We start from the raw sequence: 25,789 nt of genomic DNA on the forward strand, positions 1-25,789 counted from the left end.
GAGTTGTATCCAATAAGAATGAGGTGCTAAGGTATGTATGAAATTTCAATAAATGAAGGTCCATTTCCGATTTATGAAGTAAAGGATATAGCAACAAACTCATGGTTTCACATTTCACCCGAAAGAGGCGGGATTGTAACTAGCTACGGAGTTAATGGCGAGGAACAGCTTTATCTGGACAAGCCGACTTTTGATGATCCGAAGGCTAATATTCGTGGAGGTATTCCTATCTTATTTCCGATCTGCGGACAGCTTGTTAACAAAGCTTATGAATGGGATGGGCAAACCTATATCATGGATAATCATGGAGTCGCTAGAACGAATCCTTGGGAGGTAGTGGCTACTGAGCAGCAGTCAGACTATGCTTCGATCACAATCAAGCAGGCGAGTACACCAGAGACGCTAAAAGCCTACCCTTTTGCCTATGAGCTAGTGTTCACATTCAGACTCCAAGCGCAAAAGCTGCATATTGAGCAAGAGTATCGCAATCATTCCATAGCTGATATGCCGATGTATGCAGGCTTTCATCCCTACTTTCTCGTCGACAATAAGGAGAATACCGTGGAATCAGATGCTTCTCAGCTTATCTACTTAACCGAGCACAAGCAGGTGCCTTATACGGGGGAAGTAGAAATGAGCAAGCTGCCGGATTCTATCGCCTTTGCAAAAGCTGCTACGCAGAAGATTTCATTTCAGCCTAAACCGGGCCATGAAGTTCATTTAACCTATGGGGATGAGTTCCAGTATGTGGTTATTTGGAGCTTGGATGGCAAACCATTTATGTGTGTCGAGCCTTGGATGGCTTTAACGAATGAATTTAATGTCAAACAAGAGTTAGTTTATGTTAAGCCTAATGAGCCTTTAATTACATTTATGACCATAGGTGTAAACTAATAGTAAAAAAACAATCCAAATTTTAGCAGCTTTTTAGCGCAATAGTTCGATAAATGGCGCTACAAGAAGCTGCAGAAAGACTAATAGGAATGTAAGCGTATTATTTAAGCTTTTAGTCATAAAAAAAGGCGCTTTTATGGTAATAACAGGCTTTACAGGCATGTGATTTAAGAGTAACATTCAATTCGAACCAATTGCATAGTTAAGATTTCGCCAAATTTTTATAATGAAAAACGGGGAAACCAATTTTTATTGGGGTGAATAAAGGTTTGATAACCTTTTAGGGCGCAGTTCTCACCGTCCGAATCCGTCAGCTAACCTCGTAGGCGATCGTGAGAAAGATAGAATTGTGAACAACAAACACAAGGTCTAATCTTGTGTTTTTTTGTGCCTTCTGGGGTAAATTAAGTTAATAAGTATCATGGGGGAACAAGAAGGATGACATCTGAATCGCTGAAAAAATTTATGTTTGGCCGACCATTGAAATCAAGTGAAATGGAATCGGAGAAAATGCCGGTATGGAAAGCACTACCCATTCTTTCATCGGATGCACTATCCTCGGTTACTTACGGAACCGAACAAATCTTGCTTGAGCTCGCATTAGTTGGAGTAGCCGCTTTTGCCTTTTCAGTGCCTGTTGCGCTTTCCATTATTCTGCTTATTGCCCTATTAGTAACGAGCTATCGTCAAGTGATTGAAGCATACCCGCAAGGCGGGGGCGCTTATATGGTCACGAAAGAAAATTTGGGAATGCCTTGGGGAAGACTTACAGGCGTCTCGTTGCTGATTGATTATACATTAACCGTTGCGGTATCCATTTCCGCGAGTGTTCAAGCCATAACCTCGGCATTTCCGAGTACGGTGCCGTTTATGGTAGAGATTGCTATTGTGCTCGTATGGATCATGGTTTGGTTGAACTTGAGAGGGACATCAGAATCAGGAACCGTTTTCGCTATTCCCACCTACTTCTTTATTTTCTGTATATTGCTTTTGATTGGTAAAGGGGTATATGATCTGCTATCTGGAGCACCTAATATCCATGAAACTGGCATTATTCCGACGGCTATTCCTTCTGGACTTACTTTGTTTATTATTCTTAAGGCTTTCTCTTCCGGGTGCTCGGCGGTTACAGGAATTGAGGCCATTTCCGATGCTGTTCCGCACTTTAAAACACCATCCGCTAAAAATGCCAATCGGACGTTATTATCTATGGGTGTTTTATTGGCTATCGTTTTTGGCGGGGTTACTTTATTGGCTTTAGCTTATGGAATTAGACCAGATCCCAATGGTCATACTTCCGTGCTATCCTTGGTCACTGAGCATGCTTTCGGTCGTGGGTTTATGTATTATGCCACACAAATCGGAACAGTCTTAATTCTGACACTTGCAGCGAATACGAGCTTTAATGGCTTTCCGATTTTAGCTTCGATTATGGCACAGGATAAGAATTTTCCGCGTATGTTCTCTTTTAGAGGGGATCGTCTTTCGTTTAACTATGGAATCGTCACTTTAGGGGTATTAGCTAGTATTCTGCTTGTTATTTTCCAAGGTAAAACAAATGCACTTATTCCTTTATATGCGATCGGTGTTTTCTTATCATTCACGCTATGCCAAACAGGTCTTGTGCGCAAATGGTACAAAGATCGTGTGAAAGGCTGGAAGGGTAAGCTTTTAATTAACGGGCTAGGTGCTGTTGTTTCCCTAATCGTATTATTAATTTTCTCCATTACTAAATTCCATGAAGGCGCATGGCTTGTTATTATTATTACTCCTTTATTGCTTTGGGGTATTACTAAAATCAGCCATCATTACGAGGACGTTGCTAACGAATTAAGAATCAGTTTATGTGATGAAAAATTAGTGCCTAAGGAATCGATCATCATTGTTCCGGTTGCGGGGATTCACAAAGCCGTGTCCGCTACATTGAATTATGCGACGTCTTTATCGCCTAATGTCATTGCTTTCTATGTAGCATTCTCCGACGAAGATGAGAAGCACATGGAGGAAAAGTGGGAGCAATGGAATCCAGGTGTCCGCTTGATCGTCTTTAAATCACGTTACCGTACCTTCGTTAAACCGCTATTGGAATTCATTGAACGAATCGATTCCCATGTTGCCGAGAAGCAGAATATTATGATTCTTCTGCCGCAATTCATTGTTAAACGATGGTGGCATCGCTTCTTGCATAACCAATCGGCATCGCGTATACGCAACAAGCTTCAAGCTGATCGTGATATTATGGTAGCTACTGTTCCGTTTCACTTGCATGACTAAAGACACAATTCCGCAATAATTTTTCGCCCTGAGGCCGCAAGGTCTCTTTTTTATTGTCACAGACCATACTCCAGCAGCGTCTTGCTTATAAGCAGAATAATAGGAGGCGTTATGTATGGAGAAATATGATGTTGCAGTTATTGGTGGAGGCTTGAGTGGATTGATTACAGCCATTTATTTAGCAAAGGGTGGCAAGAAGGTAGTTGTGCTGGAAAAGTCGAGTAGGCTGGGCGGCAGAGCGATGACAAATGTGAAAAATGGTGCTTCGTTTAATTTAGGAGCCCATGCCTTATACTGCGGTGGTGAAGCTTATCCTACATTTCAGCAGCTAGGCCTTAAGCTTCCGGGAGCTAAACCTAAAGCCAAAGGCGAAATGATATGGAAGGGGAAATTGCTGACTATGCCGACCACCCCAATAGCAATGCTGACCTCGTCGTTTTTCACCTGGTCTGCTAAATTTGAGCTAATCAAGCTGCTGCTGGGGCTCCCCAAGCTCAATTTAACTGAAATGCAGGGTATAAGCTTGCGTGAATGGGCAGAGAATAAAATTGCAGATCCCAAGGTTAGGCATTTCTTCTATGCACTTTGCCGTACAGGAACTTACGCTTGTGAACCGGACCATCAGCTTGCAGGACCTGTTCTTAAGCAAGTTGCCATTGCATTGAAGCCTGGGGTAATGTACCTGGATGGCGGGTGGCAGACGATTGTAGACCAGCTTCAGGAGCAGGCGAAAAAGCTTGGCGTTGGCTTTAGAAGCAATGCTCACGTCAAAGGTATTGAGCAAAATCAGTCTGATCTGAAGGTAGTTTTTGCAGAAGGCGACGGATTGAATGCCGCCTCGGTTGTTTCTACTCTAGCTCCTGCGGATACCTACCGTTTAATTGGTGAAACGGGATCTCCTACCTTGAAGCGCTGGCAGGACGAAGCGCGCAAGGTAACGGGGGCATGTCTGGATATTTGTTTAAAACGTTTGCCTGTAGCTAATCGGCATTTTGTAATGGGAATCGATCAGCCGATGTATTACTCCAATCATTCCAATGTGGCTAAGCTAAGCGAGGGTAGCAGTCAGGTTATTCACGTGATGAGATATCACGAATATGGCGAACATAATCCCAAGGCAGACGAACGGATGCTGGAAGAAACCATGAATTTAGTTCAGCCGGGCTGGCAGAAAGAAGTGGTCTCTAAGCAATTTCTGCCTAACATAACCGTAGTTAACGATTACCTGCATTTAGGCAAATCGGATCTTAAGTCGGGTCCTGTGGTACCAGAGATTTCGGGTCTTTATGTTGCAGGAGATTGGGCAAGCCACGGTGAAATGTTAACAGACGCAGCAGTTGCAAGCGGGATTCGAGCCGCAAAGCAAATTTTACAAGAAACGAGGTAGCTTTGAATGGATCATGAACCGATAGACGAGCAGCTATATCAAGCCTATAAACCTATGCTTTTTGCGATAGCTTATCGAATGCTGGGAAGTGTGATGGATGCGGAGGATATCGTACAGGAAGCTTTTATAGCGCTTCATAAAGCAGCATTAGCGCCTATTGATAACATTAAAGCGTATCTTTGTAAAATAGTAACTAACCGCAGTATAGATCGATTACGTCAATTAAGCAGGCAGCGTAAGGTATATGTAGGTCCTTGGCTGCCAGAGCCATTATTAACCAATGAGTTTACGGAATCGGATCCTTCACAAGCTTTTATGCGTAAGGAATCGATTTCTACGGCTTTTTTACTGCTGCTGCAGCAGCTGAGCTGGGTAGAGCGCGCTGTCTTTATACTCCGAGAGGTTCTTGAATATGAATATGAGGATATTGCAGAGATTGTAGGCAAAAGCAGTACAAATTGCCGGCAAATTTATCACCGTGCGAAACGAAGCATCGGCAAGGATGAGGAAGCGATTGGATTCGGTCATAAGCAAGTGGATCAGCCTGCGAACTTAGGGTTAGTCGAGCAATTCGTTCATGCGCTTATTTCGAGTGATATGAGCCGACTATTGAAGCTTATCGCCACAGATGCCACTCTATATTCGGATGGAGGCGGTAAAGTTACTGCAGCAGTGCGCCCCATTCTTGGAGTGGAGCGCATCATAAGTTTTTTTACGGGCATTTTAAAAAAGCAGCCTCCTGACTTTGCATTTAAGTTTTGTTCCCTTAATGGGCAGACAGGGATGGTTGTTTATGGTGACGGAAGGATTTACTCTATATTTACCTTTCAAATAAAGGCTGATCAGCTTAGTGATTTTTATTTGATGGTAAACCCGGATAAACTAATTTCCTTCCCACTCCAATTCGAACTGATGTAGAAGAATCAATGATTTCCATTATTGACTCTTATTATGATGTAGCAACTTAAACCGAAATAATATATAGTTTAGCTATATAATATATTATAAAAGAGTCTATTAACAGACTCTAACTAGGAGCTGGAGCAGTTGACTATTAAAGAAGAATGGATAAAGTACGGTAAGAATAACGAATTCTCCGGATTTACTGCAAGGTTGGAGGGAGTCGAGTCTTTGCCAGCGATTATCGTCATCCAAGAAATTTGGGGCGTTGACGGTCATATCCAGGATGTAGTTCGCAGGCTGGCAGGAGCGGGTTATGTCGCGTTTGCACCTGATCTATTCTCGTTGGAGGGTACTTATCCAGATCCAATATCACCTGAACGAGTTGAAGGGGCTAAGCAGTTTTTAAACTCAATGCCTTCGTCATCATGGCGGAATCCGGTTGAACGGGAGGAAGCCTTAATTCGATTGCCTTTGGGACAACGGACGATGATTTCAGAAAGCTTAAAATCTTTATTAGGTGGATTAAATCCAACTGACTACCACAACCATTTAACTGGAGCAGCTGCTTTTCTGCGGAATACTTATCGCTACACTAAAGGCCAGGGTGTTGTTTCCGTTGGTTTTTGTTTGGGAGGCGCTTTATCAGCCGTTTTAGCGAGTTTGGATCCAGAGCTTAAAGGAGCGGTTATATTCTATGGGAATGCACCTTCCACTGAGCAAATTGCCAATATTGTCTGTCCAGTGCTTGGCTTTCATGGTGAATTGGATACACGGCTTGTAGAAGGCTTGCCAGCTTTTGCAGCAGCTATGAAAGAAGCAGGTAAATCATTCGAATATACGGTATATCCCAATGCTCAGCATGCTTTTTTCAACGACACAAGACCCTCTTATCAGAATAAAGCTTCTAGAGCAGCCTATGCTCGTTTATTGAGCTTCCTTCAAGAGAAATTGGGTTAGCATTGAAGATGTAGGAAGGATTCTAATAATGGTAGATAAAGCTCAGTTAGAAATATTCACCACGCATTTGCAAAAAGTCAATCGATACCTGCGCTGTAAGACATTTGATAATAAAGAGCGAATCGTGACTCGGGTACAATGGCTTCTTCTTCGGTACCTATACCGCAAGCCTGATCGCACCATCGGTCAGTTAGCTGCTCACTTGGATGTTCGTCAAAGTACAATGTCTCAGATGCTGGACCGCTTGGAAAAAGTCGATTTAATCATGCGGCGGACAGATTCACAGGATGCCCGAATTAAGCTTGTAGAACTCACTGCAGCGGGTATTTTATTTATTCGGCAAACCGAAGAAGCCTGGATGGAAGCATTGGCAGAACCGTTTGCTCATTTCACTCCTGATGAGAGACAAGCTTTAGTTGACCTGATGGAAAAGCTCTCTCAGCATTTACCCAAGGAGTACAATTAGGTTGATAGATACTGTTAAAACCATTGTCTTTACGAAATGGTTTTTTTAATGAATATTTATTATTTCTAATAAAAGGAGTTTGTCAAAATGTGTCGAATTTTTGACAGGTACAATTTTATTTTAGAGGGTGGCGGCTGAGATGGGAAAACTAACGAAAACGACTTCAATAGCTAAAGCAAAGGGAATTTCAGCTATTGATTCGGACATGGTTAAACGTAATTTGGTTGTATTTCTAGCCATGGCTTTCACAGCTCTTTTAACTTTTTCGAGTGTCTTGGCTTTAGGTAAAGGGGAAACGGATTCAAGCATAATGTGGCTGGTCGTCATCCAACTAATCAATCTTGGGATATTTGGCTTTCTGCATTTTAAAAGAATTTGGATCCATTATATTTGCTATTTTGCAGTGGTTGGCAGCATCTTGAGTTCCTATTCATCAGTAAGCCAGACACCCAGTGTGGCGAATACCTTTTCCATTTTTTACTTATTGATCCTATCGATGATTTTCATGAAACTGTGGCCGACGATTATTAGTGTCTTGTCCGGATTTGCTATGCTGCTCTACATTTTGGTTGGCCAGAAGGACCAAATTCATCTTGAGCCGAATACAGAAACGACCTATTATATCATTTATATTCTGATCTCCATTTTGCTTTTTGCCCTATTGAGAGTTTCAACGCAGCTAATTAAAAGTATGGAAGTGGCTAGAAGCCAAGCAGAGCAGTTGTCCCAGCAGCAGCAGAATCAAAAGCAGCTGGTTATGGATAATGTGACTTCGGTTACTGAGCATTTGAACACAGTGACTAAAGCAGGGGAAGAGAACAACTATTCCTTCGAAGAAATGAACTCGGCGTTTCAAGAAATTGCAAATGGTGCCACTGACCAAGTTGATTCAACCTTATCCATCAATGATTCGATTCAGGAAATGAATACACTGGTTAAAGAGATGTCGGATTCGATTCATATTCTAACGGAAAAAACGAATGAAGCCGCATTATTATCAGATCAAGGAAAAAGCAATATGGAGCAGCTTTCCGCAACCAATGCTGATTTCCGAGTCGATATTGAATCCGTTGCAACTGTAACAACAGATCTAATTGATCGTTTGGCAGAGACCAGTCAATTCAGCGCAACCATTCAAGATATTGCCAATCAAACCAATTTGCTCTCGCTTAACGCCAGTATTGAAGCAGCAAGAGCGGGCGAGCATGGGCGTGGATTCGCTGTTGTAGCTATGGAGATTCGCAAGCTAGCTGAAATGACAGCACAAGCTGCAATTCGAATCACGGAGCAGCTAGAGGAATTTACTAATCAATCCGAGCTGTCCCAGGCCAAAATGAATCAAGCCGCCAAACGGATGCAGCAAAGTAATGAAATCATGGATCAAACAAAACAATCCTTCGAATCGATCACGGATGCAATCTCACAATTAAAGCTGCTTTCTAATGGATATAGTGGTTTAATGAGTCGAATCAGCGATTCCTCTGGAACGATTGTCGACTCGACTACGAATCTCGCTTCAATAAGTGAAGAAGCTTCTGCAACACTTGAACAGCTTTCAGCAACATTGCAATCCTTGCTGCAGAATAATCGTTATAGCTTGGATAGAATTAAAGAAGCAGAGTCTAGTTTACGTCTAGTTTCGAATTAGGATCCGGGTTAATTCTGATATCATTATAGACAGCAGTCTTGAACTTTGTTATGAAGTTCAAGACTGTTTGTTTTTTTACGAAGGAAGCCCAATGTGGGTGCTGCGGAATACTTTTGGCGTTAAGCCTTCTTGTTGTTTAAAAAGCTTTATAAAGTAGCTGGCGTCTGAATAGCCAACATTCTGGGCGATTTGTGAGATCTCCATTTCTGTTTGCTTGAGCAGCAATTCTTTAGCTTTGCGCAGCCTTTGCTTAGTAATATATTCAAATGGCCGCATGCCAAGTGTTTGCTGGAACAATACACAAACATGCTGCGGAGAAACGGAGAGTAAAGAGGCTAAATCAGACAAAGCAATAGGCTGTGCATATTGATCATCTATGTAGTTCAACACAGGAGACAGATGCTCAATATGCTGCTGCTTGGAGCGTACCTCGGATGCCGAGCCGAATACATGCAGATCAAGCAGCACCTCGTATATTTTGGAGGAAGCATCTAAGCTGTCCATAGTATCCTTGGAGTTAGTTAGGCTATAAATGACGTCCATTTTATGCAAAAGCCGAAGCGGATTTGAAATGGTGAGAATTTGCGAATTCTCCCAATGAAAGGCTCTGAGGATACTCCGCGCATATTTACCGTTAAACGTAACCCATGAGACCTCCCAGGGTTCTTTGGTGGCATAATAAGTGTGGGCTATATCTGGAAACAGCAGCATGCCTTGCCCCTGATTAACCGTAAAGGTTTGACCCTCTGTCACTAATTCCCCTTGCCCGCTAATCGTTTGAATCCAGTGGAAGTCCGCATAGCCTTGCTTGCGAATCATCTTATCCTGATTGGACCATCCGCCAACGCTGGTTAAATAAATCGGCAATCCGAGAAGCAAGTCACTAAGAATAGCAAAGCGATTTCGTATTTGATGCTCCACAATGACAACAACTCCAGAACTTGATATTCTACTCTGCTTAGATCACAGCATAATGCGCAGCTTTTAAAGCTTATATATAGTATTAAATGGTCTGTTTGGATATCGCCTCAAAATATTCTAAAACGACCTCACGGAATTCCAGAGCAGCCCGCGAAATATATCGACTCTTATGCCATAACAAGGCTATCTCTCGTACCAATTCGTGATTCTCTACTTGGAGATATTTGATTTGTTCCCGTGAACGCCTTGCCGTGCTTGGTATGAAGGCTATGCCAATTTCGGCTTCCACAAGATCGCTTAGCCTTGCAGGTTCATCACCCTCATACACATATTTAGGTGCAAATCCCACCGCTTTGCATAGAGAGTCCACTAAATCTCGAGTGCCAAAGCCTCTCTTTACACCGACAAACCATTCATCTTTTAGTTCTGCCAAGGATACGCTGCTCCGGTCTGCCAGTCGATGCCCCTTAGGAACTGCTACTAGGATGGGGTCGATTAACACGATTTGGCATTCAATGTCATCCGCTTCTATGGGAGGGGAGGACAAGCAGAAATCAACATCCCCTCTATGAAGCTGCGTAATCATTTCCTGCGTGGTCAGCATTTGCACATGAAATTGAATATAGGGCTGCCTTTTCCGAAACTCTCGAAGAATATTAGGCAACGTGCTTGCAGTGGTCATTGCCAATTTAAGTGTGCCATGCTCCGGGCTGGATAGATCGCTAAGCTCTTGCTTTCCCTGTTCCAATTCAAACAAAGCCCTCTCTGCGCGGCGAAGGAAGCTGCTTCCGAACGCATTCAATCGCAGCTTCCTCCCTATTCGATCGAATAAAGGAACACCTAAATCCTCCTCCAAGCGTTGAATCGTTTTGCTTAATGATGATTGAGTAACGTGTAGACTTAGTGCAGCTTCAGTCACATGTTCCAATCGAGCTACCACGAGAAAATATTGCAGTTGAAGAAGTTCCATTTCACACTCTCCATTCATTCCCTCAAGTCAATGAGATTATAACATGAAATGCGTTGGAATGAATAATCGAATTGAAGTATGATGACAATTATACGATTTGGGAATAGTAAGTAGATCAACTTCATAGAAAGGATTTCACATCATGAATCGCAAATTCGTTGTTTATATTGTGGCGTTTGCCGCATTTCTTGGGCCGTTCACGCAAACCATTTATACGCCGGTGTTACCCGAGGTTGCTAGTCAATTTCACACTACTTCGTTTGTCGTCAACCTGACGATTTCCGTGTTTACCTTTTTTCTTGCCATCATGCAGATTGTCTATGGTCCGCTTACCGACTCGAAAGGGAGACGAAAAGTCATCCTGTTCGGAATATCGCTGTATGTTATCGCTTCACTTGGTTGCTTCTTATCTAAAAGTATAGAGCTTTTGCTTGTCTTCCGGGCGCTGCAGGCGATTGGAATCGCCGCGGGCTCCGTAGTGGGCGTCACGGTCATAAGCGACTTGTTCGATGGAAAAGAACGCGGCCAGGCGATGGGGACATTCCAGATGATGGTTTCACTGGGTCCCGTGCTCGGACCGGTCATCGGCGGCTTCCTCAGTGGTTTGTTTAATTTTCACTCGGTGTTCCTCGTGCTTGCAGCCACAGGCATGCTTGTGCTTATCTGCAACTACACCTTCCTGCCGGAAACCAAGCCTGATAACGGCGAGGCTGCCAACTTCCAGCTGCGGGGCTTCGTGGTGATATTACAGAATCAGATCGGGTCTTCAATCATTTATCTCGGGTTTATCCAGTATTACGTCCTTTATAATTTTCTTGTATTTCTACCGAACATCCTAAGTGAACGATACGGCTTGTCGGCCGAGCAAAAGGGACTGGTATTTCTGCCGATGTCCCTTGGTATAGTGGTTGGCAGCTTCTTCGGTGGAAAAATCCAAGCACGGATAGACGGAAAAAAGGTCATCGTTCTGACTACTTTTCTAAATGTGTCTTCGGTGTTGTTTTTCCTAATCTTCTACTCGATTTCAATAGGTTGGTTGCTAGCCGGTATTAGCTGCTTCGGGTTATTCCTTGGGCTCTCGCTCCCCGTGCAGACGACGCTGCTGACGGGCGTTTTCATGAAAAACCGTGCGACAGCCGTCGGTGCTTATAACTTTTTTCGCTATATGGGAATGGCTTTTAGTCCGATCGTTGGCAGTCTGTTCTATCATATGGGTGGCTATTTCCTGTTGTTTGGTTTTATCGTATTAGTTTATCTGGCTTTTGCTTTACTGTTGTCACGACGTCTCCTTGGTGTACAAGCATAAAAATCCGTCCCTCTTATTATATGGGAATGAACCTTTTCACAGTAGGAGTTGTTTAAATAATATAGCAATTTTTAACTATTCTGGGGGGTTATCCGATTGAGAGGGTTTAAATTTGGATTGGCTGTAGCAATAAGCTCGACGATGATTCTAGCTGGGTGTAGTTCGAGTGATAGTAAAGATGGCGGCAGCAAGGTTATGCACGCGTTGGGCAAAGATGAGAAAGTGACCATTAAAGTTATGTATTATGACGAACGGAGTTTTTTTCAGCAATACGGAAATTTATTCTATTCTAAATTCCCTAATGTGGATATCGAGGTTATAACTAACCAAGGTATTTATGGGGAGGGCAAGGATCCAGAGAAAGAATTTAATAAATTAATAGAGGAGCAAAAGCCGGATGTTCTGATGTTGGATATCAATCGATATGAGAAAATGGCAGAGGAAGGCAAGCTCCTGGCGTTAGATGCCGTGATCAAACAGGATAAGTTCGATATTGAGAATATTTCACCCGCGATTACAGATATCCTAAGGAGTAAAGGGAACGGCACGCTTTATGGTTTGTCACCAAGCTTTCAAAGCGAGGTTTTAATGTTCAATAGGGATCTTTTCGAGCAGAATGGAATTGAAGTGCCAAGGGATCAAATGAGCTGGAGCGAGGTGCTGGATTTAGCCAAGCGATTTCCGATCTCAGGTGAAGAGGATAAGCGGATTTTCGGGTTTTTTCAAAACAATTACGGGCAGACCTCAGTTTACCAGTTTGCCAGCATGATTGCTAGAACTGAGAAGTTATCTGCAGTTGATCCAGAAAGCTTAAAGGTAACAATTAATACGGATGATTGGAAAAAAATTTTTCAAACCAGTATAGATGCACTGAACTCAAAGGCGATGAATTCCACTCAACCAGAAAACAATAACATGCAGCAAACCATGGGCGACTATTTAAAAAGAGATTATTTCGTATCGGGAAGAGCAGCAATGACTATAGGAAGCTTCTATTTGTTGGACCAATTCAAGCAAGCCAAGGATCAAATAAAGGATTACAAGCCTTTTAATTGGGAGATGGTCACGGTTCCAGTTGATCCTAAGAACCCGGACATAACGACCGGTTTTGGCATTTATGAGCTATATGCAATTAATGCTCAATCTACCGTACAACGGGCGGCGTGGGAGTTTATTAAATACTTAAACAGTGACGAATTTGCGAAAATAATATCACGATCAACTCAGCAGCTCTTATCTCGAACTAGCTACATTAAAGATAAGGATGGTCACAACTTCGAAGCTTTTTACAAGCTTAAAGCCGATACCGATCTTTATAAAGGCTATGAAAAAATACCTCAGAATTTCTATCAAGTATTCAATCAAATCGTTGATGAGGAAATGAAGCTGGTGGTAGAGAGCAAGAAATCGTTGGACGAAGTGCTGCCGACCATTCAAACCAGAGGACAGGAAGCCATGGATAAAGCCATAGCTGAATCGAAGGTTAAGAAAGTAACTGAAGGCACCTCAACACAAGAAATAGATGCAGTAAAAGCCACAACAGAGCCAGCAGAATAACGATTAACTAAACCGTCAATGAAAGCATTGGCGGTTTTATCTATTTCAGGTTCCTGTAAGAGTGTAAATTCGTACTGTCAGGACAAATATAAACATATACTGCATGTAGAAGGCTAACGGGAGGCAGGTTTTGTGGATGATCGTTATAGCGGGATCAGGATCTGACAATCTAGTGGATACATCAGCGTGGTCGACTTTAGAAAAAGAAATATACTTGCAAAAGAAGAATAGCACCTCAACCTACGCGTATGATTCCTATGATGAGCTCCGATTCGAGCTGACGCTCAGGTCGAATATTGTTAGTGCTGCGCGAGCACTTCTTGCCAGTAAGGCGGACTTCGCCAGCTTTAGAAAATCGCGCTGCAACTGGAAATATTGGATTAGAACCGAGCAAGGTGGATTCCAGCTGCGCCCTAATGTACCGACGTCCGCTGCAATTAGAGATATCTTTATAAGTGGTGGTCTATATGCTTTTGAATGTGCGACCGCTATGGTGATTGTGCTGTACAAGGCCATGCTGGATACGATTGGCGAAGCGCGCTTTAATGAACTATATAGTGATCTGTTATTATATGATTGGAATTACGATACTGATTTACATTTAATCACAATGGATACTAATGATGAGTCGTATTCAGGTGATATTCTTTATTTTAAGAATCCGGATGTTTCCTTAGACACGCCTGAATGGCAAGGTGAGAATGTAGTTAAGCTGGCAAATAACTTATATTATGGACATGGTATCGGTAATAAGACTGAGCAGCAAATGATCTCCGAATTAAATGATCATCGCAAGCCGAACAGTAATCAAAGTGCATATTTAAAGAATCAAGTTACCTACCCCGATTATAAATTCTTGGCTCAGCTTTTCGCTTCTGGAGCTTCTGAACGCCCATATCGTTTTCAACCACAGCTATTAAATTATCAGACGGTGGCAACCATCGGTTCCCTGAATTACCTGCGAGTGTAAATCTTTAGGACTATATCGACTAGTAGTATTGTCCTATATTATACGTGCATTAATCCAAAAAATAAGCTAAAATGGGAGGTAAGAATCATAAATAGAAAAGTGGGGATAAGTAATGAAATTAGCGGCTGATTACGTCGAGCATTTGCATGGGGCAGTGTTTATATATGTGGACTCTTATGATGATGACTTGCAGCTTAATACACAAATGGCGCAAGGGGTGCTGGTTTCACCAGATCGCGAGGATTTAAGCCTATATATTTTGGAAAGCCAAGCTCATGTGCTGTTAGCTAATTTATTAGGGACTGCCAAGCTTACACTTACAGTTACAGATCCGCTTACTTTATCCACCTTGCAATTAAATGGGGTTTATCTATCACATGGCCCATCGGACTCTAAAGATCGCGCTCTACAGAATATCTATGCTTATAAATTAAATGCCGCTATTCAAACGGTATGGCCATCTTCTAGTGATCGTCGGGATTCTAGAGAGCTAGAGCCGATGCTCTCCATTGTTGTATCCATTGATGATATAATTAAACAAACGCCAGAGCTGCGCGAAGATATTCAAATGAGCATCTAGCGGATTAAGATCTTTAATATAGGGAATACTTTTACTAGATTCAGAGAATTGAATTCTAGGAAAGAGGTTCCACATGCGCAGAATAGGGCTGCTTGTTTTAACCGTCCTCATAATCTCTACAATATTTATTACTTGGAAGCAGAAGAATTCAGAAACGGAAGAATTAGCTACGGATACACAAACGATACTTGAGCTTAGCCAACCTTATCTTCAAGAAGGCTATAGCTTCGATGCCAAATGGATATATGAAGGTGCAGGATATGTTTCTTTACCTGCTTTTCAAGCTTTTTTTGATGAGCTTAATCAAAAGCTGAATTTTCAATCAAGTGGGAAAATAGATTACTCGAATGGCTTGCCTGTTCTACGTGGTTCGAGTCAATTAGCAGAAGGAGCTCAGCTGCAAAGTATGCTTGTTGGGTCCAAGGATCAGCAATCAAGCTTGTGGATCCTCACCATAATTGCCGCTCCGCCAATGACTATGGAACTAATTGTACAAGCTCAACTGCTCCTGACTGCAAAGCTAGCTGATATGGGTTTCATAGGTGCTTGGAATACCATGGTACAAGGGACTTTAACTGACCTCGGAACAGGGAATAATCCAGAGGCGTTTATTTATAACATTGTTGATCAAATCCAAGGTAATCAGCAAGAGGTTTATCAAGATGGCCAGACTGTTAGTGTTTCAATTTACTCGAAAAAAATGCAAGCTGCCGTACAAAGCGGCAATCACAAAGTGAATCTGCAAATGGCCCTGCATCAAAATTCGGTAACTAAAGCTTGGCGCTTCACTATTGGGTCACCATTAATCACCATCGAATACTAAATGAAGCCTATATGGGGGATCTCATGAGTCACACTAAACAAAACCATTCCTTAAGCTATGAAATGATTCTATGGATATCGCTTTTAATAGTGCTTCCACTAGTCATTCTGGCTTTTTATTTTTATTCGACTATGACATCAGGACTTAAAGATTTAGAGAAAGAACAAGCGATCATCAAAAGCCAAGCTGCGGAGAAACTGTTTGATAAGCTGGGCGAGAGCATCCTTGGTGTTACCATAAGCAATGGTTTATGGGGAGACAATCGCGATGCCTTGCTTAATAAGGATATAGAGTGGCTGCAGCAGAACATTTACACGATCTCTGATTTGGTACCCAATATTGATTTCGTTGCTGAAGCCGATCTTCTGGGGCAGGTGATTATTCAGCATGGAGACGTGTCTGAGCTTACAGATCTAGTTAAACTACCGACTATTATGGAGCGATTTCAGGATACTCAAGGCTTTACAGGTGTAACGGATACATCCAAAGGCTTGGCAATTGTAGCGGTTTCACCTGTTACGGGCGATGATGGTTTAGACAAGCCTGTGGGTATGCTAGTTACAGGGAGATTCATAGACTCCGCTATATTAAAAAGTATTCAGAGCACCTTGCAATCCGATCTAGCGGTGCTGCTTCATTCTGGGCAATTTTTGTCCTCAAATGAAGCGATCAGTAAAAATAAACTTAGTGGTTTTCTTAATGATTTACAGACTGCGGGTAATCAAAAGAATGCTTTCACGACAGAAAAACATAATAATGTTTCAATGGCGAAGGTAGCCGTTTCTTTTCAAGATATGGCCGATCAGACAATTGGCGATCTCTATTTAGAAAGCCCATCCAATGCAAGTGGAGAAGTTGAGGCGGGTTTGCGCAAGCTAGGAATCTATGCGGGAATTATTATGATTTTACTGCTCATTCTCGTATCATATTTGCTGCGGAGACGCATTATTCTGCCATTAAGACAGTTTGCGATAACCATGGAGAGAATGGCTTCGGGAGCTCCAGTCGATGAAATTCCCAAAAATGTGATGCAAGCCGATGCTGAAATCGTCGGTGCTTTTCAGAAGATAATCCATTGGAATCACTCGCTTGAAAAAACCGTTGAGCAAAGAACACTAGCGATTCGAAATTTACTAGATTCAGCAGGACAGGGTTTCATGTCGTTTGGTGCCGATTTAATCATCTCCGACGAGCATAGCGTGGAATGCAATCGAATATTTAACCAAGAGGTAGCGAGAAATTCGCTTCCTGAATTGTTATATCCCAATGATGTAGAAGAACAAAAGCTGCTGAAATCGATTTTAGATGAATATTTTCAAGAGCAGGATGTGAATGCCAAGGAACTGATCTTCTCCTTATTGCCTGCGGAGGTTTATATTCAGCAGATTCCTATACAACTGGACTATAAGATAATTGAGGATAATCAGGAGATGAAGTCTGAAGCTCTGATGGTTGTCTTAACTGATATTTCGGAAAAGCGTTTATTGGAGCATAAGATGGATGCAGAAAGACATTTGTTAAAAATGGTCGTTAAAGTCGTTACCAACTATGATGATTTTGTTGAGATGGTTCGGGAATATGAACATTTCTACCAAACAGAGCTATACGAATTCTTGCATACCAGAGGGACATTAGAGCAGCATATTCTGACGATTTTTAAGAAAGTCCATACCTTAAAAGGGAATTGCGGGTTGATGTATCTAATCCATGTAGCTCCCAATTTACATCTGATGGAAGAGCAGCTCTCGAATCTCCTGAAACAAAAGGAACTCATTACTTCAGAAAAATTTATTGAACTTATTGCAAGTTTTCCTATGAAGCAATGGTTGGATGAGGATATCGCTCTGCTGCAGGATATATTGGGTGATGAATTCTTGCAAGATGAACAAACAAATGTAATCGTGATTGATTTGGAGAAATTAATTGAATTTGAATATAAAATTGCTAAGCTGCTCAAAGAGGATAAAGATAAAACTTTATTGCTGGAGTTAAGAAAATGGCGGTATAAACCGGTTCGGACTTTCTTCAGAAGCTACCCTGAATTTATTCAGCGTTTGGCAGATCGGGAGGGTATCTTTATTCATCCTTTGGTAATTGAGGGCGGAGATACCCTTGTAGATCCCGAATGGTTCCAACCATTTGCCAGAACGTTAATTCATACCTTGCGTAATGTGATTGTACATGGAATCGAAGATTCGGAAGAGCGAATAGATGCAGGTAAAGAGCAGTATGGTACCATTCAATTTAAGATTCAAATGGCGGAGGAGCAGATCCACTTGACCATCTCCGATGATGGACGTGGGATTGATCTTGAGCATATTCGCACTAAGTTGGTTGAAAAAGGACAAAGTGAGTCGGATGATGCTAAGCAGCTGTCCGATGATGAGCTGCTTGAATTTATCTTCGCGGAAGAATTCTCGACCAAGCAAGAAGTGAGCGACTTAGCTGGAAGAGGTGTAGGACTCTCAGCAGTGAAGAGTGCTGTTGAAATTCTGGGTGGAGCGGTCAATGTGAAAACGATGAAGGGAAGAGGGACAACCTTCGAGTTCTACGTTCCTTTGCCTGAAGCTAACTAAGAAAGGCAGTGGCTTAGTAGATGGATATGGATGAAATATTCACTGGAAATTTAATGATGCATACGGAACGTTATTTTAACCAGCTAGGTATACCTTTTGTGGAGAAATATGAGGGAACATCGGATACTAAGCTAAATGAAGGCTATACGGTTAAGTTGAATGTTTACGGGGATTTGAAGGGCAGATTTGTGTTGAATATGGAAACAAGCCTTGCGTATTCTTTGGTTAGCCATTATATTTTAGAAGCGGTTAATGATGCAGAAATTCCCAGTTATGCAGATAAAGTTATCGCGGAAATTGCCAATATTGTAGCAGGTAAAACGATAAGTGAAGAGGAAGATATTGATTTATATTTGGGTTGTCCAGCTGTATATTTATATTCAGAGGCTCGTTCAGAAACAGAATTGGATGTGAGGCTCATGCGAAGTGCACTTACAGAAGCTGGGGTTTTTCAATGTGTGTTTATTAAGGAGTGATGGGCAATGGCAAGATTTTTAGTTGTGGATGATTCAGCGGTCATGCGTAAGAATATTAAGAATATTCTAGAATCGGCTGGGCATGAGGTTGTAGCTGAGGCTGCGGATGGGCGAGATGTGCTGCCTGCTTATGTGAACAGTAAACCGGATGTAGTTACGATGGATATCAGTATGCCGGTTACGGATGGGATAGATGCTTTAAAACTGTTAGTGAAGAATTTTCCGGAAGCTAAGGTAATCATGGTTAGTGCGCTTGGCCAGAAAGCACAGATTCTAGAAGCCATTAAGCATGGAGCTAAATCATATATTATTAAACCAATTGAAACGGACAAGTTTATTGAAATCATTCGCAAAATCATCCAATAGTCTATTAATCGCTATTGAAAACTATTAGAAGGAATTAGGTTGAGGGGGAATGGGAATGCAAGAGGAACGAGAGCTTTGGACAAAAGCTGAGAAGGATGAGCTTGCCAACTTGCGTCAACGGATTACGGAGATAGCGGACAATGGTGTGGCCTTGTTGGAAAGCGAAGAAAGATATCGTCGCCTCATTGAGCTTTGCCCGGATGGGGTATTAGTCCATGCTGAAGGCAAGATCTTATTCATTAATCAAAGCGTTTGTGAAATATTCGGCTACAATACCGAGGATGAGGTCGTTGGGAGAAACTTGCTGGATTTCGTCCATCCCGATTCTAAGGAATCTTTAATAGAGACCATCCAAAAAGCAAGCTTGGATGCAGAAGATACCATTCGTTATGACGGCGAGTTTATCCGGTCCGATGGCGAATATATACATGTGGAAACCTCAGGCTGCAACATTACTTATCATGGGGCACCCGCGCGGTTGAATATTCTTCGTGAGGTAACAGAACGCAAAATTGCTGAACAGAAGCTGAAGGAAGCCAACCGTATTCTCAGGCATCTTTCTACAAGAGATGGTTTAACGGGTATTGGCAATCGTCGCTACTTCGATGAAATGTTTGTGAAAGATTGGGCGCAATGCTCGCGTTATTCAAAGCCGCTTTCTTTGGTGATGATGGATATTGATTATTTCAAAGCTTATAATGATACATATGGTCATTTAGGCGGTGATTACTGCTTGAAGAATGTGGCGCAGGCTTTAACTGAGGTGTTAAAACGTCCGTCAGATAGCTTGGCTCGATACGGCGGTGAGGAATTCGTTGTTATTCTGCCAGACGTTCATGAAGAGGGCGCATTAATTGTTGCCGAGAGGATACGCCTTGCTATAGAAGGTCTGCAAATCCCGCATATTCAATCCAAAGTGAGTGAGTTTGTTACAATAAGCTTAGGTGTAGCAACGATATCGCCGAATAAATCTATGGACTCCCAGGATTTAATTCATTCTGCGGATAAAGCCCTATATACTTCTAAAAAGGCAGGTAAGAATCGCATCAGTGTTTATAGTTAGGGAAGGTGTCTTAGGTGGCAGATTCAAGAAAAATATTAACTCCGTTAAGATCTGTTTATTTCACTCAGTTTTTAAGCTCATTTGCTGATAATTTAAACTTTTTTATTATTGTCGGTATGGTGAGTCGGCATGGATTTGCTAATGAAAATGCGTACATAACGAATATCCAAATTGCTTTTCTGTTGGCTTATGTGATACTTGCACCAATTGTTGGTGCATACGCAGATAAAACAGCTAAATCTCATGTCTTATTAGTTGGCAATTTATTTAAAAGTATTGGGGTTGGGCTGCTGTTCTTCGGCTTAAACCCGATCATTTGCTACATGATTCTGGGAATTGGCGCCGTCATCTACTCGCCAGGTAAATATGGGATATTAACCGAGCTTACGGATAACGAAGGCGATTTACTTCGTGCCAATGCCATGATAGAGGGGTCAGCGATCATTGCCATTGTTTTTGGAACAGTCGCAGGCGGTATTCTTGCGGGCATCTCCGATTTTGCGGGGATCTTGACTTGCTTTATTTTTTATCTCACCTCGCTTGCTTTTACGTTTAAAATTCCTAAGAAGTCCGGTAATCCCAATATTCGTTATATCCAAGGATCATTAGCCTTCTTTAAAGATTTGAGAAGCTTGCTTGCCTATCGCCAGGCGCGTTTCTCCTTAATTGGCACAGCGGCGTTTTGGATGACATCGGCCATTTTGCGGATTGCCTTATTAAAGTGGCTAATTGACTATCTGGATATTACAGATACGATGAACCAATCGATTATCTTGGGGACTGTGGGGCTTGGAGTTGTTTTTGCTGCAGCTGTTACAGCTAAGCTGGTTCCAGTCGGCAAGCTGCATAATGCCTACTTGTTTGGATTTCTCATGGTTGCTGCGATTTTGCTGGCTGCCTTGCTGCCGCAAATTGTTTTCGCGATATTTATGCTGTTTGCCATGGGCTTCTTCGGAGGCTTGTTCCTAATCCCATTGAATACCATTCTGCAGGAAGTTGGCAAGAATGTAGTCGGAGCTGGTAAAACCATTGCCATTCAGAATTTCGTCGAAAATGGCTTAACCGTTAGCGGATTAATTGTCTATACGGTCTTAGCTTCTTATAATGTAGATATTAAGCTATCGATTGTCGTTGTCGCTGTTATTCTTTTATTGTTTGTTTCCTATCTAGCTACTCAAGTCGGGAAAGTAAGAAAAGAGTCGGACTCCTTGTGAGTCGACTCTTTTCTTCTTGATTACCACTACTAGGGCTTCATCAAAATTAAATTTGCTAGTGCTTCGCCTTTTCCGCTAATAAATTGAACCGAGGATACATTTTTTCCAGCTGGTATTTTTATTGAAATAAATTGAAATGGATACGTTATGACAGCTGGGTATGACATATTAGGGTCCGGTTTTGACTCATGAAGCGCGACAGTAAGCTGGTTGTTTTGCAAGGTTATTTGTGAAGCTGTAACTGCATAACCGCTGGCTTTTTCTCCTGCAAATAGTCCGATAATAACCTCATCATCCGCAGCTTGCCACTTTTTATTAATAACCACACGTTGTTTTTTGACAAATTCACTAAATGTTTCTGGGGTAAACAGGGAGAATGTGCGATTTTTGGGACTGTTCTTTTCTGATAGATCTGTAGAGGTGATAATTTGAAAGGGAAGTATAGTGTAATCTTCTGTTGTATTAGAGATCGATCGCAACGATTGTTTAAACGAAATCAAATCTTCTTTATTTAAATTTATCGCCTTAATTTCAAAGCTGGTATTGGTTGAGGACCAAGTAAGGATCTTTTCATTTTCATTATCCTTCCAAGCGTCTGCTTGATTCATCGCATCGTTTGGGACAGGGGATTGAACAAAGATTAAGGATTGGTTTCCATTTAGATATGTACCTTTAATTGTTTTATTTTGATACTCTATTTTCTGCAATAAATAACCTTTGGGTAATTCGCTTGGAGCAAATACCTCGATTTTTTTAGCATTTTGCAGCTCTTCGAAATCGTCATATTGTTCCGACTTAATTGGAAGCTTAATGTTCTCTACCGACTTAATTGGGGTTATGGTAGGACTCAGCTTGCTTGTACTGCTTTGTGAGGTTGACGCTTCCGAAAAAGTAATGAAATTAAAGCAGAATAGGCTTGTGACAACAAGCAGCAAATAACAAACTCTCTTTTTCAAAAAATCCCTACTTTCCAAGTTAGGTTCTTATATCAATTAACGTTAATTTATTCCATTTTGTTGCAAATATAAAAATTTAGCCGCCTTGAAATTGGAGCTTTCAAGAACGGCTGTAGTTGATATTCAAATATGCAAGGTGAGTGGTTCTTTATAGATGCTAGGCGCTCTGGATACCGGAGGTTTCAGTAAGGCTTGCTTTAGACTTTTCATAAAGGACCTGTTCATAGCTGTCCAACAGCTTATCGAAGATCGAATCCCACGATTGAGTCATCGCGTATTGACGAGCTTGCGCGGCATAGTTCTGCATAATATCAGGCTGATCCATCAATTGGACGATCTTTTTGATGAAATCCTCGCTATTCCTCGGCATACACAGATGACCAGTAACACCATCCTCTATGATTTCCTGCACCCCGCCAGCGCGTGCTCCAACTACAGGTATCCCAGAAGCAAAAGCTTCCAGAACAACATTTCCAAATGTTTCTGTTGAGGAAGGGAATACGAACAAATCCGAGCTTGCATAAATTTCGGCTAAGGTTTCACCGCTCTGATATCCGGTATAGGTTACATTAGCTGGGGAGTGATTTTGCATCTCGTGCAAGTGTGGTCCGTCACCGACGATGAGCCAATGAACTTGCTCTTTGTAGCCAAGCGGGAGATTGCTAATAATTTGCTGAAGGATATCCAAATCTTTTTCCGGAGCCAATCGTCCCACATAGAGAAAAATATAAGGTGCTGTTATGTTATAACGAGTGCGAATAGAGGCAGTATTCCGTTTTGCTGGCGTATAGAGCGCACAATCCACTCCGCGTTTCCAGAGGTCAACTTTTTGAATTCCGTGATTTTGCAAATGCTGCATCGTGTCTAGAGAAGGGACGAAGGTCGTAAGGCTTGATTGATGAAACCAGCGGAAATAACGCCAGAGCAAGCCGGAGGCAAACTTCATATGATAATACTCCAAATAGCGGTCAAATTGAGTGTGAAATGAAGCTACATGAGGAACATGATATTTTCTCGCATAGTACATTCCGCTCAATCCCATGCTGAAGGGCGTGGCAATATGAATCAGATCAGGCTGGAATTTCTGCAATTGACTACTGATGCTAAATAAATTCGGTATAGCAAGACGATACTCTGGGTTGAGAAGCCATAAAGGCAAGCTGGATGCACGAATAAAATGATTGGAGTACATTTCATCTTTGGCACAGACTGGAACGAATACTTTGTGCTCCACCTGCCTTTTTTCCAGATGATTAACAAATCGCTGTAAGGTCATGGAAACGCCGTTAACTTGCGGATAGAAAGTATCCGTAAACAGAGCTAAGCGCATAAAATCCCTCCTAAGCTGAACGTATCTACCTTCAAATTACCAAATGAATATTAAGCGACGATATGAAAAGTATTAAGGAATTATGAAATTTATATATTGACAAAGAATTAGCTAATCATTAGGCTCAAAGTATGAAGCAATTGAAGGAGTGAATGTTCCTTAAACCATTCCGGTAGTTAGTGCATTATATGCTTTCTCCAATGCAGGTGATAATAGTTTGGGATGGTAACCCTATTGTTTCACGTTTAAGTGAATCTTTTGTTCACGGCTCACGTATAACATAGTATGATAGAGGAAGGTGGCAGATCATCATGGCTTTTTGGGCGATTTGGTTGGTGATTGGGATTTTGTTAATCATTGCTGAGATGGCAACGTTAACATTTTATTTACTATGGCTTGCTTTAGGGTCGTTGGCTGCTGCGCTTGTCGCTTTAATACTGCCAGATGCTATTGTTTTGCAAGTATTTATCGGTATTGTGGTCGCTTTACTTCTAACACTGTTCACCAAGCAAGTTACACGCCGTATGCGCAACTCAAGAGGCTTCACAGATGTGATTTATCAGCTCGTAGGTCTAGAAGGGCTTGTAATGGAAGATATTCCGCAGGAAGGTTTAGGAATTGTTAAAGTGGGGAACGAGACATGGAGCGCGCAATCAGAGGTACCTTTGAGTAAAGGGACCCCAATTATTGTGGTACAGAGCTACAATACAATTCTGCAAGTCCAAAAACGAGAGGATGTTTAGAGTATGTGGATCGTCATTATTGTAGTTTTATTCTTGGTAGTAGTTGTAATTGGATTAACGATTAAAATTGTGCCTCAGCAGCGCATAGGGGTTGTCGAGCGTCTTGGTAAGTTTAATCGGTTGCTAACACCAGGTTTAAACATTCTTATTCCCATTATTGACCAAGTGAGAGTTTATCATGATTTAAGAATTCAGCAAGCTAATGTACCACCGCAAACGGTTATTACCAAGGATAATGTTCAAGTACTTATTGATACAGTTATTTTCTATCAGGTTGTAGGACCCGAGCAAGCTACTTACGGGATTTCCGATTATGTTTATGGGGTACGTAACATCAGTACAGCAACGATGCGTCAGATTATTGGTAAGCTGGAATTGGATGAAACTCTTTCCGGTCGTGAGAAGATCTCGATTGATATTCGATTAGCGCTGGATGAAGCCACTGAAAAATGGGGAGTGCGGATTGAGCGTGTAGAAGTTATTGATATCAAGCCGCCACTGGATATCCAAGAAGCGATGGATAAACAAATGAAGGCTGAGCGTAGTAAGCGTGCGATTGTATTAGAAGCAGAAGCTGCTAAACAAGATATGATCTTGCGTGCAGAAGGTGACAAGCAGAGTAAAATTCTTAAAGCTGAAGGTGATAAAGAAGCTCGAATTCGTCAGGCTGAAGGTTTCCGATCGGCACAAGAGCTTGAAGGACAAGGGCAAGCAGCTGCAATTCAAGTTGTGGCTGAAGCCGAGAAAAAACGGATGACTTTAATTAAAGAAGCTGGTTTGGATGAGAATGTATTAGCGTATAAATCTTTCGAAGCACTGATCGAAATTTCAAAAGGTGCAGCTAACAAAATATTCATTCCAGTAAAGTCTGTGGAAACATTGGGCGGCGTTGGGATGATCAGCGAAGTATTTAAGTCCAAATAATAGATAGAGGATGGGAGCCCGCTAAGTCAGGGGCTCTTATTGATTGAAACGTATTCATTTTCTAAATTAGCCAAAAAGAATTTGCTTTATTATTTAAAGCGTGCTACACTGTTGTTATTCGTATAGATGAGATCAAATAGTTCACACACGTTAAAGAGTGATGAATGATACTCTTGATGAAGTGTGATTTTTTATTTCTTCTTACCGTGCGGAAAAAAACGAAAATTTGTTGGAGGTTTTACAATGTCAGCTCAAACAGGAACAGTAAAATGGTTTAATGCAGAAAAAGGATTTGGATTTATCGAAACAGAAGGCGGAAGCGACGTATTCGTTCACTTCTCCGCTATCACAGGCGAAGGCTTCAAAACGCTTGACGAAGGTCAACAAGTATCTTTCAATGTTGTTCAAGGAAACCGCGGACCACAAGCTGAGAACGTAGTTAAGCTGTAGGTCTTTAACCGAAAGGTTTAAACCTAAAATGACCT

Annotated in this window: 24 protein-coding genes and 1 riboswitch; of the genes, 20 read left to right on the plus strand and 4 right to left on the minus strand. The window is 41.8% G+C overall.

The genetic code is table 11. From position 1 onward, the window contains the following. The first annotated feature begins 33 nt into the window (after positions 1 to 33). The 7 genes from EHS13_RS03640 to EHS13_RS03670 all read left to right on the plus strand — a co-directional run bounded on the left by EHS13_RS03640 (position 34) and on the right by EHS13_RS03670 (position 8,529). A complete protein-coding gene (locus EHS13_RS03640; RefSeq protein ID WP_155699057.1) occupies positions 34 to 894 on the plus strand; it encodes an aldose epimerase family protein in 861 nt (286 codons plus the stop codon). A 201-nt stretch (positions 895 to 1,095) separates the two neighbouring features. Then, positions 1,096 to 1,238, plus strand: a riboswitch (cyclic di-AMP (ydaO/yuaA leader). Positions 1,239 to 1,332: 94 nt separating this feature from the next. Continuing rightward, positions 1,333 to 3,168: an APC family permease gene (locus tag EHS13_RS03645; protein WP_155699058.1), complete on the plus strand. Its 1,836-nt coding sequence runs from the start codon at positions 1,333 to 1,335 to the stop codon at positions 3,166 to 3,168. 115 nt (positions 3,169 to 3,283) lie between these two features. Further along, positions 3,284 to 4,555: a phytoene desaturase family protein gene (locus EHS13_RS03650; RefSeq protein ID WP_155699059.1), complete on the plus strand. Its 1,272-nt coding sequence runs from the start codon at positions 3,284 to 3,286 to the stop codon at positions 4,553 to 4,555. Between the two features lie 6 nt (positions 4,556 to 4,561). Further along, positions 4,562 to 5,473: an RNA polymerase sigma-70 factor gene (locus tag EHS13_RS03655; protein ID WP_155699060.1), complete on the plus strand. Its 912-nt coding sequence runs from the start codon at positions 4,562 to 4,564 to the stop codon at positions 5,471 to 5,473. A gap of 129 nt (positions 5,474 to 5,602) precedes the next feature. After that, positions 5,603 to 6,415: a dienelactone hydrolase family protein gene (locus tag EHS13_RS03660; protein WP_155699061.1), complete on the plus strand. Its 813-nt coding sequence runs from the start codon at positions 5,603 to 5,605 to the stop codon at positions 6,413 to 6,415. 28 nt (positions 6,416 to 6,443) lie between these two features. Further along, positions 6,444 to 6,881, plus strand: a complete 438-nt coding sequence (locus EHS13_RS03665; protein ID WP_155699062.1) for a MarR family winged helix-turn-helix transcriptional regulator — start codon at positions 6,444 to 6,446, stop codon at positions 6,879 to 6,881. Positions 6,882 to 7,020: 139 nt separating this feature from the next. Beyond that, positions 7,021 to 8,529, plus strand: coding sequence for a methyl-accepting chemotaxis protein (locus EHS13_RS03670; RefSeq protein ID WP_155699063.1), 1,509 nt, complete (start codon positions 7,021 to 7,023; stop codon positions 8,527 to 8,529). Positions 8,530 to 8,604: 75 nt separating this feature from the next. Here the strand turns inward: EHS13_RS03670 and EHS13_RS03675 are convergent, their stop codons facing one another. Beyond that, positions 8,605 to 9,450, minus strand: a complete 846-nt coding sequence (locus EHS13_RS03675) for an AraC family transcriptional regulator (RefSeq protein WP_155699064.1) — start codon at positions 9,448 to 9,450, stop codon at positions 8,605 to 8,607. An 82-nt stretch (positions 9,451 to 9,532) separates the two neighbouring features. Continuing rightward, positions 9,533 to 10,420, minus strand: coding sequence for a LysR family transcriptional regulator (locus tag EHS13_RS03680; protein ID WP_155699065.1), 888 nt, complete (start codon positions 10,418 to 10,420; stop codon positions 9,533 to 9,535). 142 nt (positions 10,421 to 10,562) lie between these two features. Here EHS13_RS03680 and EHS13_RS03685 point away from each other — a divergent pair, with 142 nt between their 5' ends. The 10 genes from EHS13_RS03685 to lplT all read left to right on the plus strand — a co-directional run bounded on the left by EHS13_RS03685 (position 10,563) and on the right by lplT (position 21,351). Beyond that, the gene (locus EHS13_RS03685) at positions 10,563 to 11,726 is read left to right on the plus strand and encodes an MFS transporter (protein ID WP_155699066.1); all 1,164 of its coding nucleotides are present in this window, start codon (positions 10,563 to 10,565) and stop codon (positions 11,724 to 11,726) included. 96 nt (positions 11,727 to 11,822) lie between these two features. After that, positions 11,823 to 13,283 carry an ABC transporter substrate-binding protein gene (locus tag EHS13_RS03690; protein ID WP_155699067.1) on the plus strand — a complete coding sequence of 487 codons (1,461 nt, stop codon included), beginning with the start codon at positions 11,823 to 11,825 and terminating at the stop codon, positions 13,281 to 13,283. Between the two features lie 136 nt (positions 13,284 to 13,419). Beyond that, a complete protein-coding gene (locus EHS13_RS03695; RefSeq protein ID WP_155699068.1) occupies positions 13,420 to 14,253 on the plus strand; it encodes a protein-glutamine gamma-glutamyltransferase in 834 nt (277 codons plus the stop codon). Positions 14,254 to 14,365: 112 nt separating this feature from the next. Then, positions 14,366 to 14,833, plus strand: coding sequence for a hypothetical protein (locus tag EHS13_RS03700; protein ID WP_155699069.1), 468 nt, complete (start codon positions 14,366 to 14,368; stop codon positions 14,831 to 14,833). Positions 14,834 to 14,906: 73 nt separating this feature from the next. Further along, positions 14,907 to 15,656, plus strand: coding sequence for a YwmB family TATA-box binding protein (locus EHS13_RS03705; RefSeq protein ID WP_155699070.1), 750 nt, complete (start codon positions 14,907 to 14,909; stop codon positions 15,654 to 15,656). Positions 15,657 to 15,679: 23 nt separating this feature from the next. Next, the gene (locus EHS13_RS03710; protein WP_162462939.1) at positions 15,680 to 18,232 is read left to right on the plus strand and encodes an ATP-binding protein; all 2,553 of its coding nucleotides are present in this window, start codon (positions 15,680 to 15,682) and stop codon (positions 18,230 to 18,232) included. Positions 18,233 to 18,252: 20 nt separating this feature from the next. After that, positions 18,253 to 18,708, plus strand: coding sequence for a chemotaxis protein CheX (locus EHS13_RS03715; protein WP_155699072.1), 456 nt, complete (start codon positions 18,253 to 18,255; stop codon positions 18,706 to 18,708). A gap of 6 nt (positions 18,709 to 18,714) precedes the next feature. Further along, entirely contained in the window at positions 18,715 to 19,074 is a 360-nt protein-coding gene (locus EHS13_RS03720) for a response regulator (protein ID WP_155699073.1), read from the plus strand. Positions 19,075 to 19,129: 55 nt separating this feature from the next. Then, the gene (locus EHS13_RS03725) at positions 19,130 to 20,137 is read left to right on the plus strand and encodes a sensor domain-containing diguanylate cyclase (RefSeq protein ID WP_162462940.1); all 1,008 of its coding nucleotides are present in this window, start codon (positions 19,130 to 19,132) and stop codon (positions 20,135 to 20,137) included. Between the two features lie 14 nt (positions 20,138 to 20,151). Next, positions 20,152 to 21,351, plus strand: coding sequence for a lysophospholipid transporter LplT (gene lplT, locus EHS13_RS03730; RefSeq protein ID WP_155699075.1), 1,200 nt, complete (start codon positions 20,152 to 20,154; stop codon positions 21,349 to 21,351). A 29-nt stretch (positions 21,352 to 21,380) separates the two neighbouring features. Here lplT and EHS13_RS03735 read toward each other — a convergent pair whose 3' ends face one another. Then, positions 21,381 to 22,307: a protease complex subunit PrcB family protein gene (locus tag EHS13_RS03735; RefSeq protein ID WP_155699076.1), complete on the minus strand. Its 927-nt coding sequence runs from the start codon at positions 22,305 to 22,307 to the stop codon at positions 21,381 to 21,383. Positions 22,308 to 22,464: 157 nt separating this feature from the next. Beyond that, a complete protein-coding gene (locus tag EHS13_RS03740) occupies positions 22,465 to 23,637 on the minus strand; it encodes a glycosyltransferase family 4 protein (protein ID WP_155699077.1) in 1,173 nt (390 codons plus the stop codon). 311 nt (positions 23,638 to 23,948) lie between these two features. On the opposite strand from EHS13_RS03740, the gene EHS13_RS03745 reads away from it, so the two are divergent. The 3 genes from EHS13_RS03745 to EHS13_RS03755 all read left to right on the plus strand — a co-directional run bounded on the left by EHS13_RS03745 (position 23,949) and on the right by EHS13_RS03755 (position 25,754). Further along, positions 23,949 to 24,380 (plus strand): NfeD family protein, encoded by a 432-nt coding sequence (locus EHS13_RS03745; RefSeq protein WP_155699078.1) that lies wholly within the window; start codon positions 23,949 to 23,951, stop codon positions 24,378 to 24,380. Positions 24,381 to 24,383: 3 nt separating this feature from the next. After that, positions 24,384 to 25,304, plus strand: coding sequence for an SPFH domain-containing protein (locus EHS13_RS03750; protein WP_155699079.1), 921 nt, complete (start codon positions 24,384 to 24,386; stop codon positions 25,302 to 25,304). A 243-nt stretch (positions 25,305 to 25,547) separates the two neighbouring features. Then, positions 25,548 to 25,754 carry a cold-shock protein gene (locus tag EHS13_RS03755; protein ID WP_155699080.1) on the plus strand — a complete coding sequence of 69 codons (207 nt, stop codon included), beginning with the start codon at positions 25,548 to 25,550 and terminating at the stop codon, positions 25,752 to 25,754. Positions 25,755 to 25,789 lie beyond the last annotated feature (35 nt).

It is taken from the genome of Paenibacillus psychroresistens, assembly GCF_009728935.1.
GTDB classification, from domain to species: domain Bacteria; phylum Bacillota; class Bacilli; order Paenibacillales; family NBRC-103111; genus Paenibacillus_AC; species Paenibacillus_AC psychroresistens.

Coding starts and splice junctions, on each gene's coding strand:
- EHS13_RS03640 (WP_155699057.1), top strand. CDS start 34: ATGTATGAAATTTCAATAAATGAAGGTCCATTTCCGATTTATGAAGTA.
- EHS13_RS03645 (WP_155699058.1), top strand. CDS start 1,333: ATGACATCTGAATCGCTGAAAAAATTTATGTTTGGCCGACCATTGAAA.
- EHS13_RS03650 (WP_155699059.1), top strand. CDS start 3,284: ATGGAGAAATATGATGTTGCAGTTATTGGTGGAGGCTTGAGTGGATTG.
- EHS13_RS03655 (WP_155699060.1), top strand. CDS start 4,562: ATGGATCATGAACCGATAGACGAGCAGCTATATCAAGCCTATAAACCT.
- EHS13_RS03665 (WP_155699062.1), top strand. CDS start 6,444: ATGGTAGATAAAGCTCAGTTAGAAATATTCACCACGCATTTGCAAAAA.
- EHS13_RS03670 (WP_155699063.1), top strand. CDS start 7,021: ATGGGAAAACTAACGAAAACGACTTCAATAGCTAAAGCAAAGGGAATT.
- EHS13_RS03680 (WP_155699065.1), bottom strand. CDS start 10,420: ATGGAACTTCTTCAACTGCAATATTTTCTCGTGGTAGCTCGATTGGAA.
- EHS13_RS03685 (WP_155699066.1), top strand. CDS start 10,563: ATGAATCGCAAATTCGTTGTTTATATTGTGGCGTTTGCCGCATTTCTT.
- EHS13_RS03695 (WP_155699068.1), top strand. CDS start 13,420: ATGATCGTTATAGCGGGATCAGGATCTGACAATCTAGTGGATACATCA.
- EHS13_RS03700 (WP_155699069.1), top strand. CDS start 14,366: ATGAAATTAGCGGCTGATTACGTCGAGCATTTGCATGGGGCAGTGTTT.
- EHS13_RS03705 (WP_155699070.1), top strand. CDS start 14,907: ATGCGCAGAATAGGGCTGCTTGTTTTAACCGTCCTCATAATCTCTACA.
- EHS13_RS03710 (WP_162462939.1), top strand. CDS start 15,680: ATGAGTCACACTAAACAAAACCATTCCTTAAGCTATGAAATGATTCTA.
- EHS13_RS03715 (WP_155699072.1), top strand. CDS start 18,253: ATGGATATGGATGAAATATTCACTGGAAATTTAATGATGCATACGGAA.
- EHS13_RS03720 (WP_155699073.1), top strand. CDS start 18,715: ATGGCAAGATTTTTAGTTGTGGATGATTCAGCGGTCATGCGTAAGAAT.
- EHS13_RS03725 (WP_162462940.1), top strand. CDS start 19,130: ATGCAAGAGGAACGAGAGCTTTGGACAAAAGCTGAGAAGGATGAGCTT.
- EHS13_RS03740 (WP_155699077.1), bottom strand. CDS start 23,637: ATGCGCTTAGCTCTGTTTACGGATACTTTCTATCCGCAAGTTAACGGC.
- EHS13_RS03745 (WP_155699078.1), top strand. CDS start 23,949: ATGGCTTTTTGGGCGATTTGGTTGGTGATTGGGATTTTGTTAATCATT.
- EHS13_RS03750 (WP_155699079.1), top strand. CDS start 24,384: ATGTGGATCGTCATTATTGTAGTTTTATTCTTGGTAGTAGTTGTAATT.
- EHS13_RS03755 (WP_155699080.1), top strand. CDS start 25,548: ATGTCAGCTCAAACAGGAACAGTAAAATGGTTTAATGCAGAAAAAGGA.